16 protein-coding genes are annotated in these 12315 nt (G+C 67.0%); 13 read left to right on the top strand and 3 right to left on the bottom strand.

Translation table 11 applies throughout. The annotated features are described in order from the left end of the window. Positions 1–2: 2 nt before the first annotated feature. The 9 genes from EDC22_RS09325 to EDC22_RS09285 are packed head-to-tail and all read left to right on the top strand — an operon-like array spanning position 3 to position 6473. A complete protein-coding gene (locus tag EDC22_RS09325) occupies positions 3–719 on the top strand; it encodes a hypothetical protein (RefSeq protein ID WP_132806383.1) in 717 nt (238 codons plus the stop codon). A gap of 5 nt (positions 720–724) precedes the next feature. Then, on the top strand, positions 725–961 hold the full coding sequence (locus EDC22_RS09320) for a hypothetical protein (protein ID WP_132806382.1): 237 nt from the start codon (positions 725–727) through the stop codon (positions 959–961). Positions 962–972: 11 nt separating this feature from the next. After that, positions 973–1329 (top strand): DUF6511 domain-containing protein, encoded by a 357-nt coding sequence (locus EDC22_RS09315; RefSeq protein ID WP_245499702.1) that lies wholly within the window; start codon positions 973–975, stop codon positions 1327–1329. A gap of 5 nt (positions 1330–1334) precedes the next feature. After that, complete coding sequence (locus EDC22_RS09310; protein WP_132806381.1) at positions 1335–2105, top strand: hypothetical protein; 771 nt, start codon at positions 1335–1337, stop codon at positions 2103–2105. Next, positions 2102–5056, top strand: a complete 2955-nt coding sequence (locus tag EDC22_RS09305; RefSeq protein ID WP_132806380.1) for a DUF7146 domain-containing protein — start codon at positions 2102–2104, stop codon at positions 5054–5056. Before EDC22_RS09310 ends, EDC22_RS09305 begins: the two co-directional genes overlap by 4 nt. Continuing rightward, entirely contained in the window at positions 5056–5592 is a 537-nt protein-coding gene (locus tag EDC22_RS09300; RefSeq protein WP_245499701.1) for a crossover junction endodeoxyribonuclease RuvC, read from the top strand. The genes EDC22_RS09305 and EDC22_RS09300 overlap by 1 nt, the downstream gene beginning before the upstream one ends. After that, positions 5589–5846: a DUF6378 domain-containing protein gene (locus tag EDC22_RS09295; protein WP_132806379.1), complete on the top strand. Its 258-nt coding sequence runs from the start codon at positions 5589–5591 to the stop codon at positions 5844–5846. The genes EDC22_RS09300 and EDC22_RS09295 overlap by 4 nt, the downstream gene beginning before the upstream one ends. Then, positions 5843–6043, top strand: coding sequence for a hypothetical protein (locus EDC22_RS09290; protein ID WP_132806378.1), 201 nt, complete (start codon positions 5843–5845; stop codon positions 6041–6043). Before EDC22_RS09295 ends, EDC22_RS09290 begins: the two co-directional genes overlap by 4 nt. Continuing rightward, on the top strand, positions 6036–6473 hold the full coding sequence (locus EDC22_RS09285) for a DUF6362 family protein (RefSeq protein WP_132806377.1): 438 nt from the start codon (positions 6036–6038) through the stop codon (positions 6471–6473). Before EDC22_RS09290 ends, EDC22_RS09285 begins: the two co-directional genes overlap by 8 nt. Positions 6474–6578: 105 nt before the next feature. Here the strand turns inward: EDC22_RS09285 and EDC22_RS09280 are convergent, their stop codons facing one another. The 3 genes from EDC22_RS09280 to EDC22_RS09270 form a co-directional block, all read right to left on the bottom strand. Continuing rightward, on the bottom strand, positions 6579–6782 hold the full coding sequence (locus EDC22_RS09280) for a hypothetical protein (RefSeq protein ID WP_132806376.1): 204 nt from the start codon (positions 6780–6782) through the stop codon (positions 6579–6581). Between the two features lie 202 nt (positions 6783–6984). Further along, a complete protein-coding gene (locus tag EDC22_RS09275; RefSeq protein WP_132806375.1) occupies positions 6985–7338 on the bottom strand; it encodes a HigA family addiction module antitoxin in 354 nt (117 codons plus the stop codon). Positions 7339–7350: 12 nt separating this feature from the next. Next, positions 7351–7632: a type II toxin-antitoxin system RelE/ParE family toxin gene (locus tag EDC22_RS09270; RefSeq protein ID WP_132806374.1), complete on the bottom strand. Its 282-nt coding sequence runs from the start codon at positions 7630–7632 to the stop codon at positions 7351–7353. A gap of 462 nt (positions 7633–8094) precedes the next feature. Here EDC22_RS09270 and EDC22_RS09265 point away from each other — a divergent pair, with 462 nt between their 5' ends. From EDC22_RS09265 to EDC22_RS09250, 4 genes are all read left to right on the top strand, one after another. Next, positions 8095–8793 carry a hypothetical protein gene (locus EDC22_RS09265; protein ID WP_132806373.1) on the top strand — a complete coding sequence of 233 codons (699 nt, stop codon included), beginning with the start codon at positions 8095–8097 and terminating at the stop codon, positions 8791–8793. Then, positions 8793–9299: a hypothetical protein gene (locus EDC22_RS09260; protein ID WP_132806372.1), complete on the top strand. Its 507-nt coding sequence runs from the start codon at positions 8793–8795 to the stop codon at positions 9297–9299. The genes EDC22_RS09265 and EDC22_RS09260 overlap by 1 nt, the downstream gene beginning before the upstream one ends. A gap of 327 nt (positions 9300–9626) precedes the next feature. Next, positions 9627–11033, top strand: a complete 1407-nt coding sequence (locus EDC22_RS09255) for a site-specific DNA-methyltransferase (RefSeq protein ID WP_132806371.1) — start codon at positions 9627–9629, stop codon at positions 11031–11033. 210 nt (positions 11034–11243) lie between these two features. Beyond that, the coding region (locus tag EDC22_RS09250) for a site-specific DNA-methyltransferase (protein WP_245499700.1) at positions 11244–12315 on the top strand (1072 nt) is incomplete at its 3' end.

Genomic DNA, 12315 nt, shown 5'->3' with positions numbered 1-12315 from the left:
CCATGCCCCTCGACATGAACGACGCCGAGCCGCAGCGCGCAAGCGAGCTCATCCCCGACGGCACGTTTGCCAAGGTCGCCATGACGATTCGCCCGGGCGGGATCGACGGTCCGGACGAGATCGATCGCGGCCTGCTCAAGGCCTCGACCTCGAGCGATGTGCTCCTGCTCGATTGCGAGTTCACCGTAGTCGAGGGCCCCCATGCCCGGCGCAAGTTCCGGCAGATGTTCACGGTTCAGGGCGGCAAGGTGGACGAGCAGGGCGTCTCGATGGGCTGGAAGATCTCGAAGAGCACCTTCCGCGCCATGATCGACTCGGCACTCGGCCTCGATCCCAACGACATGAGCGAGGCGGCGAAGTCGAAGCGCATTCTGCGGGGTCTAGCCGACCTCAACGGGATCGTGTTCGTGGCCAAGATCCGGGTCGAGCCCTCCGACAACCCCGCCTACCGCGATCAGAACCGGCTCGATCGGGTCGTGCTGCCCAACGAGAAGGAGTGGAAGGCGGTGATGGAGGGCCGCGAGGTGCCGCCGAGCCCGAGCCGTCGCGCGGTACCGGCAACCGCGCAGCCGTCTGCGCAGCCGGCCTGGAATCGCCCCGCCACCGCGCAGCCGCCGGCACCATCCGTGACACCGGCCTGGGCGACCGCAGCACGGGAAACGCAACCGCAGCCGCAACAGCCGGCTAAGTCTGCCGGCCCCGCCTGGCTCAACGGCTGACGGCCATGACCGATGACGTGTGGCAGGCCCACCTCACGCACGAGGCGGCAAGAGAGATCGGCCGATGGCTCGAAGGGCGCGGCGCTGGAAGACTGCAAAGCCCCATCGCCTCGCTCACCATGGCCGATCTCGAAGCCATGGCGAGCAATGCCATCTCGCGCTGGATCGTCCTGCAATCGGAGCGCCTCGCACGGCAAGGCTGGCCTCAGGACGACCCGATCGGAAAGCTCTTGCTCGGGTAAGCCTCTGCGCCTTGTGCGGGCGCGAGGCACGCGGCTTCGGCTACTGCCACCGGCTGGCTTTCGACCGCTACCCCTTCTACCGCTTCTGCTCCATGCGCTGCCTCGATGCGGCAGCGGCGCTCGCTCAAAGGATGCACGGCATGATCGACAAGACCGATCTCGAGAAGCAGGCGATCAAGGAGGCGCGGCGGTATTTCGCGGAGGCGCTCACCGAGCTCGGGCTCATGGGACCCTTCCACGACCGCACGGCGGAAGAGATCGATCGACTCATCGAAGCCTGCATCGACGGCTTCCAGGCGTCGATGCAGCGCCAGGCCGCCGAGAAGCGGGCACGGGACGATGGATTGAACGACCCTTTGCCGTTTTGAGAGACATGCTTCTCGATTTGAACCACGGCTCGGACTTCATCTACGGGCGTCCGACGCAAGGCGAAGGCCCCGCTGCCCGCATCAACGCCCTCATCGATGCCGCTCTTACCGCCGAACGGGAACACACGCCGCCGCGCGACTATCTTGGCGCAAGCCGCATCGGCGAGCCCTGCGCGCGTCGCCTCGTCTACGAGATCACCCATGCGCCGCCGGACGAGGGATGCGAGGTGGATGCCGCAGCACTGCGCATCTTCGAGGCCGGGCATCTGTTCGAGCGGCTCTCCGCCCGCTGGTTGCGCGCCGCTGGCTTCGATCTGCGCACCGAACGTCGGGACGGAAGCCAATTCTCCTTCTCGGCCGCCGGCGGCAGGCTGCGCGGCCATATCGACGGCGTCATCGTGGATGGCCCTGCCATCGGCATCGCCTGGCCGGCGCTTTGGGAACACAAGGCCCTGAACGCCAAGAGCTGGAACGATCTGGTCAAGCGAGGTCTCGCAGCGTCGAAGCCGATCTACTTCGCGCAAGTCCAGCTCTACATGGCCTATCTCGAGGTCGAGACTACCTTCTTCACGGCCCTCAACAAGGATACCCAGGCGCTCCACCACGAGGTGGTCGCGTTGGACCCCGCTCAGGCCCAGGCCCTCTCCGACAAGGCCGTCGCCATCCTCCGTGCAGCGGAGTCCGGTGAGCTGTTGCCACGCATCGCCGCAGCATCCGACTTCTACCTCTGCCGCGCCTGTCCCTATGCGCGCCGCTGCTGGGAGGCGGGCGCATGATCGACCTCAACGACGTCGCTCCGCCCGCGCCCCACATCCATTACGATCTCGATGCGATCGTCGCCGGCCTGCGCGACACTGCGGCAAGCTGGGTACCAAAGCATTTTCCCAATGGTCGCCGAGACGGCGACGTCTGGCGCCTGGCCGACATTACCGGACGCGCCCCGCGCAAGAACGGCTCCTGCGTGATCGCGCTCCAAGGCGCGCACGCCGGCGATTGGTACGATCACGACGGCGGCGAGGGTGGCGGTCCGCTCAACGCACTCCAGCACGCCACCGGACTTGCCGGGCGCGATCTCTACGCCCATGCCGCCACGATCACCGGTTGGAGCACGACGCCGCCCGTCCGACGCGATCCCCCGCCGCCTCCGAAAGAGAAGGACAGCACGCGGGAGATCGCGATCATTCTCGCCCGCACCGTGCCGATCGCCGGCACGCTCGCGGAGACCTACCTGCGCGCGCGTGGGCTCACCGTTCCGTCATGCGAGGATCTCCGCTTCCATCCCGATCTCGTTCATTGGGAGACCAGGACCGGCTCACCGGCGATGGTCGCGGTGATCCGCGATGCCAAAGACGAGGCGATCGGACTGCATCGCACCTGGCTCGCGCCCGACGGCACCGGCAAGGCGCCACTGACGCCCAACCGCAAGATGCTGGGCAAGTCGGGCGGCGGGGCCGTGCGCTTGTCCGCCCCCATCGATGGTCTGCTCGCGCTCGCCGAGGGCATCGAGACCGCGCTCGCGGTGATGACGGCCTGTCCGGACATGCCCGTCTGGGCGACCCTGTCCGCCTCCAATCTCGAACAGATCGAGCTTCCGCCCGGCATCGCGCGCGTCATCATCCTTGCCGACCACGATGCGTCGGGCGCCGGACAACGAGCGGCCGAAGCGGCCGCCCTCACGCTGCATCAGCAGGGCTGTCGCGTCTTCATCGCGCTGCCGCCCCAGGAAGGAGACGATTTCAACGATCTGCTGCGCCGCGCGGGTGCACAGGCGGTGCGCGCGGTCGTCGAATCGGCCGCAGAATGGAGGCCGTCGGCGCCGACAAGCGATGCCGCTCGCTTGGCGGCTGGCCGCAGCGACGCGCCGAACCTGCCGGTCGGATTTCCGATCATCACGGGGATGCGGCCGCGGTTGCGCGCCGACAACGGCGATCTCGCCGTGCTCGCAGAACAGACCCGCGCGCTGCTTTCGGAGTGCAATGAGCGGCCCTGGCTCTACCGCATGGGTGCCATGCTCGCCTGGGTTGCCCGCGACGACGACGGCCGGGCCATGGCCCTCCATCTCACCGAGGACCGCTTGAGACTCGCGCTCGCCCACCTCATCGATTGGCGCAAGCGCAATCGGGAAGGCGATCTCGTACCCGCGCCTCCACCGATGCCGCTCGTCAAGGCTCTGCTCGCGACCCCCAATCCCGACCTGCCGGTGCTCGCCGGCATCGTCGCCGCGCCCGTCTTCGGTCGCGCGGGCGAGCTCGTCACGATGAGCGGCTATCACCCGGCAACGCGCTTGCTGCACGAACCGCCGCCAGGCTTCGCGCTTCCACCTATCCCCGTACATCCGAGCAACTCCGAAGTCGCCGCCGCGCGCTCGCTGCTCCTCGATGATCTCTTGGGCGATTTTCCCTTCACCTCCGAGGCCGAGCGCGCGCACGCGCTCGCCCTCCTGCTCCTGCCCTTCGTCCGCCCGCTGATCGAAGGACCGACGCCCTTGCACCTCATCGAAAAGCCCACGCCGGGAACCGGGGCCACGCTCCTGGTCGATGCCGTTGCCGTCGTCGCAACCGGACATTCGGCCTCGATCATGACCGAAGGCCGCGACGAGGAGGAATGGCGCAAGCGGCTCACCGCCAAGCTGCGCTCCTCACCGCTCATGGTCGTGATCGACAACCTGCGCCGTCCCCTCGATGCCGCACCCCTCGCCGCCGCGCTCACCGCCCCGTATTGGGAGGACCGCATTCTGGGCCGCTCCGACATCGTCCGCATGCCGGTCCGCTGCGCATGGGTCGCAACCGGCAACAACCCTCAGCTCTCGAACGAAATCGCCCGCCGCACCGTGCGCATCCGTCTCGATGCCCACATGGACCGGCCCTGGCAGCGGGACGGCTTCCGCCATCCCAATCTGCTCGCCTGGATCCACGCCAATCGGGGTCCGCTCGTCGCCGCCTGCCTCACGCTCGGCCGCGCCTGGGTCGAGGCCGGAAGGCCTCGCTATCAGCGCACGACCCTCGGCAGCTTCGAGTCCTGGTCCGAGATCGTGGGTGGCATTCTCGATGTCGCCGGAGTGCCCGGATTCCTCGCCAACGCAGACGAGCTCTACGAGGCTTCGGATGCCGAAGGAATCATGTGGCGCAGCTTCGTTGCCGCCTGGTGGGATCGCTTCGGCACGGCGGAGGTCGGCACCTCCGATCTGTTTCCGATTGCCGGAGAATGCGAGCCGCCGCTGCCGCTCGGCAACGGCAGCGACCGCTCGCAGCGGACCCGCCTCGGCAAGGCCCTTGGGCGGATGCGCGATCGCGTGTTCGCCTTCGATGCACTTCGTCTGCGCGTCCGTGCAACAGGCATCTCCCACCAGGCCCAGCGCTGGCAGCTAGCCATCGAGGAAGGGCCATCGACCCACGGGGAACGTGGGGAACGTTTTTCCGAGGGCTACAGCCACTCGGAGGGGGGAACGTGCGACCAACGTTCCCCCACACGTTCCCCGGCCGAAGTCATTGAAAATGAAGGGCTCGGGGAACATGGGGAAGGTGGGGAACGTTTTTCAATGCTAGCGCGTGAGCGGTCGCGCGCGCCTGACAATAATAATAAAGAGGCGGAAAAACGTTCCCCACCTTCCCCACGTTCCCCAACGCAAGGCCTGCCAAGCACTTGCGCCGGGGAACATGCCGGGGAACGTGCCTTCGAACGTTCCCCCACTGAAAACCCGCCCGCTTGGCTGAAGGAGGTGCTGTGATGCGCCGCCTTCAGGCCCACGGCGCCCCGCTGTCATCGCAAACGCGCCGCATCGCAACCACCGCGCAGCCCCGCGCCCTCCTCGCCCTCGACCTCGGCTCCACCACCGGCTGGGCACTCCGGCTCGCCGGCGGCATGGTCCACAGCGGCAGCGTCTCCTTCCGCGGCAGCCGCTTCGACGGCGGCGGCATGCGCTTCCTTCGCTTCCGCGGCTTTCTCGATGGCCTTCTCGCCGACGCGGGCGGCATCGAAGCGATCTACTTCGAGGAAGTGCGTCGCCACATCGGCACCGATGCGGCGCATCTCTACGGGGGGTTCCTCGCCACGCTCAGCGCCTGGTGCGAAGAGCACGGCATCGCTTACGAGGGCGTGCCGGTCGGCAGCATCAAACGCCACATCACCGGCAAGGGCAATGCCGACAAGGCTCTCGTGATCGAAGCCGTCCGCGCGCGCGGCTTCGATCCCGAGGACGACAATGAGGCCGACGCGCTCGCGATCCTGCTCTGGGCCGTCGAGACCCGAGGAGGCGTCTCATGAAAGGCAAGGCTATGCTGCGACGCGCCGCGGCCGTGGTCGATGCGCGCCGCGCGCTCTACGGCGAACCGCGGCGCTCCATGGAGGCGGTCGCCAAGCGCTGGTCGATCACGCTCGGGTATCCCGTGACCCCAGCCCAGGTGGTTTTGTGCCTCATCGACCTCAAGCTCGCGCGGCTTGCCCGCGATCCGCACCACACCGACTCGATCCTCGATGTCGCGGGCTATGCCGCGGTGCTCGCCGAGGTCACACGATGAGGTATTGGCCCAAGGGCTATGGCGGCAGGCGCCGCTCGCTCGAGGAGCTCAAGCGCGAAGGCTGGCGCAAGCAGAACCTCCTCGTCGTCAGCCCGCACGATCCGCGCCTGACCTGGCCCGAGCGCGAGCTCGTGCGCCAGCTCGGCGAGAAGCTCTATGGCGAACGCCGCCGCGGCGAGGAGCATCACCATGACTGACTGGACGCGCGAGCGGGTCGAGGAGCGCTTGAGCGAAGCCGCCGATGTCATGCGCCGCCTGCCGCCGGTGCGCGTGCAGGGCTACTACAATCTCTGGCCCAAGGTGCTCCATGAGTTCGCCGATCTCGTCGGCCAGGAGCCGCCGCGCCTCAAGCGCCCGCCGCCGGCGCCGGAGGCCATCTCCCGCATGGAGGAGGCGCTCGACTGGCTGCGTTGGCTCGACGCCGAGGACGCCAAGCTCGTCTGGGCGCGTGTCGAGCGCACGCCCTGGAAGATGATCTGCTGGCGGTTCGGCATCAGCCGCGCCACCGCGCACCGGCACTGGGAGTATGCCTTGAGCGTGATCGCCTGGCGGCTCAATGGCCGGCGTCCGCCAGCGAAGCGGTCGCGGCGGTTCGTCGTTGAAGGCACGCGCGCCCTGTCAAGATGATTTCGGTGCGTGAGACAATTTTCGGTGAGACATCGGCTCCTGAGACAGACCGCGGCGAATTCGGCTATGCCAAGCGCCAGGCTCGGGCGAGACGCGCGCAGACGGCTACCGGCTCCAAGGCCCGCTTGGTGGCCACAGGATGGCATCGGCTTCCGATCCGGCTGCCAGTCGGATCACCGGCATCAGAAAGCCGCGCAATGCCGCGACTACGTCCGCCAAGGAACCCGGCTGCTCGCTCAGGACGTTGCAGCTCGTGAAGAACTGCCATCGCCGCACAGTGTCGGCATTGGTGGCGAACTCGTCGCTCAAGCCGCTGTACTCAGGCTCCAAGTACAGCCGTTTCATAACAGTGGTTCGCGGCCGTGATCTTGAGCTCGCGAAATATCGACATCTTCCAGCGGCGCAGCGGCAAGCAGAGCCTTCAAACTGTCAGCCCGCAGGCGGTGCCGATTGGCGCGGACAACATGGCTCCGCCACGCCAAGCGCCGCGATCGCTTCTGGGTTCTGTTTTTCATGTGGCGCGCGGCGCAACCTCCTGCTCGATCTTGCGACGGACGGTGCGATTGGCGACATCGAGATCGTAGCGCGCTTGCAGATTGATCCAGAATTCCGGCGACGTCCCGAAATAGCGCCCAAGCCGCAGGGCGGTGTCCGTGGTAATCGCGCGCCGGCCGAGCACGATGTCATTGACGCGCGAGCGCGGCGCCTTAATCGCATTGGCAAGCTCGTAGACACTGATCTCCATCGGAGTCAGAAATTCGTCACGGAGGATCGTGCCCGGATGGACAGGCGGCAGGCGTCGGCCGGAGCGCACGTCAGAGAAGTCGATTGCCCCTTTGTCGATGTCTTCACGCTTGATGCTCATCTGTCTTGCTCCTCAATGGTAGTCGGCAATCTCGACATCGAAGGCCTCACCGTCTCGCCATACAAAACATATCCGCCATTGATCATTGATGCGGATGCTGTGTTGGCCCTTGCGGTCGCCCGCCAAGGCTTCCAGCCTGTTGCCCGGCGGCTGGCGCAGGTCGTCAAGTCGCTTGGCGGCGTCGATCGCCAAGAGCTTGGCTCGGGCTCGCTCCTGAATCTGCGGCGGCAGCCCGCGAACGGCATAGCCCGCAAAGATCGCAGCGGTGCGTTTGTCGCCGAACGTCTTGATCACGCCGGAACGTACCGCACCACGTTACGTAATGTCAATCGGAACGTACCGCAAGGAGGTACGGTATCTGCCTAACCATTTGAAATCACGGTTCCTCCCTGGCCAAGATCGTATGCTGGCGGCAATGGCCCGGAAGTTCGCCACCGCCAGCCCTGCGAATTGAGTTACCAGTTACCGGGCCGCGCGCCTTCGATAGCGCCGCTAAGCCTTTGGCCCGTCGCGCCTTGCGTGCACTACCAGGCTGGTAACGCCAGCCCGGTAACCCGCACCACGGTTACCACTCGATCGATATCGCCTGCCGCCCGGCCGCCCGACACGTCGGGTGACGACCGGGCTCGTTCTGAAGACCCGTTGCCTTTCGGCATTCCCCGGCGGCCACCGGGGATGAGACGCGACCATGTGCGATTCGAGCTTCATCGGGTCCGGTGGTCGCATTCGTGTGACCCCCTGACTCGCGTCCGGGGCGTGGCCGCGCCGGACCCGATGGAGACCAACATGGCAGCAGTCAAGGAAACGACCCAGATCGAGCTTCCGCCGCTCAACCTGGAAATCATCGAAGTTACCCTTGTCGGCGACACCCCGCTGATCTCGCACGCCTGGTCGGAGAAAGCCAAGCGCGAGATGCTGGGCAAGCAGATGAAGCGGGCCAAGCCGGCTAAGGAGGCGAAGGACCCGCACGAGGACTTTCAGCAGAGCCTCTATCGGATCGAAGGCGGCGGCTATGGCTTCCCGTCGGTCGCATTCAAGGCGGCAGCCGTCACCGCCTGCACTTCGGTTGCCGGCATCACCAAGGTGGCGGCGCGCCAGGCGTTCCATGTGGTGGGCGCGCAATCGGCAGTGCGCGGCGCCTTCAAAGGCGCGCTGATGCGCATGGACCTGGTGCGCATTCTGGGATCGGAGCCGGAGATGCGCGAGGACATGGTGCGGATCGCCATGGGCACTGCCGACATCCGCTACCGCGGGCAGTTCTGGCCCTGGCATGCCACGGTGCGGGTGCGCTACAACGCCAATGTGCTGAGCGCGGCGCAGATCGTGAACCTGTTCAACACGGCGGGGTTCGGTGTGGGCATCGGCGAGTGGCGTCCCGAGAAGGACGGCCAGTTCGGCATGTTCCATGTGGCGACGGCGGAGGAGATGCGGCGCCTTGTTACGGAGGCCGCGTGATGGACCGGTTCGAATACGCTTGGCGTGACGGCGCGCGGCTGCAGAAGGGTGCGCGGGTGGCGGCGCAAGCGGCGGGCGAGCGGCTGGAACAGTTGCGGGCCGCCGGCGGTGGCGAACTGACGCCGGAAGCGGTCGTTGCGGATGCTCGCCATTCGGCTTCGCCGCTGCATCCGCTGTTCGAGTGGGACGAGGCGGAGGCAGCCCATCAATACCGCCTCGTGCAGGCGCGCGCTCTGATCCGCTCGGTCGTGGTGCGCTACCGCGCCGGTCCCGGCGATGGGGCGAGACGTGTAGTCGCCTTCGTGAATGTGAAAGACGGCGATCGGCAGTACTACACCACGTCCGCCGTCGCGCTGTCGGACCCCGCGCGGCGCGCCATCGTGCTGCGCCAGGCCTGGGAGGATTTCCAGGCGCTGCGACGCCGCTATGCCGATCTTGTCGAGTTCTCCAGTTTCTTCGCCGCGCTTGATGAGATCGAGGCGGCGCTGCCGCCAGTGGCAGCGTGATCGGCTTCGAAGGCAAGGCAGGGATGGGCGCGGCAAGGCTCGGTGCATCGGGGCTCGGCCGGCAAGGCCGATTCGGTTCGGGTAAGGCGTGGCTTGGCCGCGCACGGTGGGACGCGGCGTCGCATGCCTGGGCGCCGCTGGCGGGGTCTGGCGTGACTGGGCTGGCTCAGGCGTGGTGAGGCTTGGCACGGCAGGTGCCGCATGGCTGGTTCTGGTCCGGAAGGGCCGGGCAAGCCTGGGCGGGGCAAGTCATGGCCGGCATGGCGTGTCGAGGTTGGCGGGGCTGCGCACGGCAAGGCGGCTTGCCACGGACTGATCCAAACAACCATGCGTGATCTTCGCTTTCAGGCCTCGGCCATCGAGCAGTGGCCGATCGAGAAGCTTGTGGCCTATGCGGCAAACGCCAGGACCCACGACGAGCGCCAGATCGGCCTCCTGGCGGGAAGCCTGGTGGAATATGGCTGGCTGGTGCCCTGCCTGGTTGACGACGAGGGCACGCTGATCGCGGGGCATGGCCGCGTGCTGGCGGCGCAGCGTCTCGGCCTTAAGAGCGTGCCGGTGATCCGGATCTCGCATCTCACGCCGGCTCAGCGCCGCGCCTATCGCCTTGCCGACAACAAGCTCACCGAGCTTGCCGGCTGGAACGAGGAGCTGCTTGCCGCCGAGCTGTATGCGCTGAACGGCGACGGCTTCGACCTGGCGCTCACAGGCTTCGACGAAGCCGAGCTCGACCGACTGATGGCGCCGCTCGACGACACGGAGGCGATGTCGCCTGACGGCGACACCGAAGAAGGCAGCGCCGCGGACGAAGCGCCAGAGCCGCCGCGCAACCCGGTCAGCCGACCGGGCGACCTCTGGCGGCTCGGCGATCATCGCCTGCTCTGCGGCGACAGCACGGATGCCGCTGTCGTCGAGCGCGTGATGAACGACGAGCGCGCGGCGCTCGTCTTCACGTCACCGCCCTACGGCAACCAGCGCGACTACACGACCGGCGGGGTCGGCGACTGGGACGCGCTGATGCGCGGGGTGTTTGCCAACCTGCCGGTGACCGACGACGCGCAGCTGCTCGTCAATCTCGGGCTGATCCATCGCGACAACGAGTGGCAGCCCTATTGGCAGGATTGGCTCGACTGGATGCGCGCTGAGGGCTGGCGCCGCTTCGGACTCTACGTTTGGGACCAGGGACCGGGGCTTCCAGGCGACTGGAACGGGCGCCTGGCGCCCGCATTCGAGCTTCTGTTCCACTTCAATCGCTCGGCGCGCAAGCCGAACAAGATCGTGCCCTGCAAATGGGCCGGCCACATCAACGACGCCCACGGCGGCATGCGCAACAAGGACGGTCACGTCGGTGAATGGACGCACGCCGGCCAGGGCGTGCAGGACACGCGCATTCCCGACAACGTCATCCGCATTACCCGGCACAAGGCGCGCGGCATCGAAACCGAGCACCCGGCGGTGTTCCCGGTGGCGCTGCCCGAGTTCGTGATGCACGCCTACAGCAATGAAGGCGATGTTGTCTACGAGCCGTTTGCGGGCTCGGGCACCAGCATCATTGCCGGCGAGCGGACCGGCCGGCAGGTGCGCGCGATCGAGCTTGCCCCGGAATACGTCGACGTCGCGCTCCTGCGGTGGCGTCAGCTCTTTCCCGATCAGCCAGTGTTCCTCGATGGTGGGACCGAAGACTTCGAAGCGGTCGCACGGCAGCGCGGCGTTGGGCTTGCGCCGATCTCTTGAGGGGCAGGCAATCCGGAGGGGCGCCGGCGCGGCCGGCATGGCGCGTCGAGGCTTGGCGGGGTTTGGCAAAGCATCGCCCGGCTGTCCTGGTCGTCCGCCTGTGAGCCCATCATGAAAGACCTTCGCTTCCAGTCCTCGGCGATCGAGCTTTGGCCAGTCGACCGGCTCATCCCCTATGCGGGCAACGCGCGTGTGCACGGTGAGGATCAGGTGGCAAGGCTTGCCGAAAGCCTCGTGCGCTTCGGCTGGACCGCACCCTGCCTTGTCGATGAACGCGGTGTGCTGGTCGCCGGTCACGGCCGGCTGCTTGCGGCCCGGAAGATCGGGCTCAGGGAAGTGCCGGTCATCCGCCTCGACCACTTGAGCGACGCGGAGGCGCGTGCCTACCGCATCGTCGACAACAAGCTGACCGAGCTTGCCGGCTGGGATGACGCGATGCTCGCAGCTGAGCTGGGGCGGCTCAAGGAGGACGGGATCGACCTCGATCTCCTCGGCTTTGGCGAGGACGAGCTCGACCGCCTGCTCGACGACCTGAACGGGCCCGATGGCGGCACGGACGGTGAGGACGTCGTCCCAGAGCCGCCGGCGGATCCCGTCACACGCCCGGGCGACCTCTGGCTGCTTGGCAAGCATCGGCTGCTCTGCGGCGACGCCACGAGCGGCGCCGATGTCGAGCGACTGCTCGCGGGTGCGGTCCCGCACTTGATGGTCACGGACCCGCCCTACGGAGTCGACTACGACCCGGCCTGGCGCAACGAAGCCGGCGTATCGGCGACGGTGCGCACCGGCCGTGTCTCCAATGACGACCGCGCCGACTGGCGTGAGGCCTGGGCGCTGTTCCCGGGCGACGTCGCCTATGTCTGGCATGCCGGCGTTCACTGCCGCACCGTCGCGGAGAGTCTCGAAGCCTGCGGACTGGCGATCCGGTCACAGATCATCTGGGTGAAGCCCCGCTTCGTGCTCGGCCGAGGCGACTATCACTGGCAGCACGAGCCCTGTTTCTATGCCGTCCGTAAGAATGCGAACGGCCATTGGCAGGGCGCACGCGATCAGTCGACCATCTGGCAGATCGGACACGCTGGTGACGAGGACGAGGCAACGGCGCACGGGACCCAAAAGCCGGTCGAGTGCATGCGCCGGCCGATGCTGAATAACAGCGCTAAGAGCGTGTTTGAGAAGGGGGATTTCCAGGGCGACTCCTGTATGATTCATGGGGTGTCGGCTTTTCCGAACCGAGGTCGACACCGATGCGGCGCCGCCGCCGTGCCTATCCGACCGATCT

This window comes from Tepidamorphus gemmatus, assembly GCF_004346195.1.
In the GTDB taxonomy this organism is placed as follows: domain Bacteria; phylum Pseudomonadota; class Alphaproteobacteria; order Rhizobiales; family Tepidamorphaceae; genus Tepidamorphus; species Tepidamorphus gemmatus.
The sequence above is the reverse complement of the archived record's forward strand: the minus strand, read 5'-3'. Positions and strand labels throughout refer to the sequence as shown.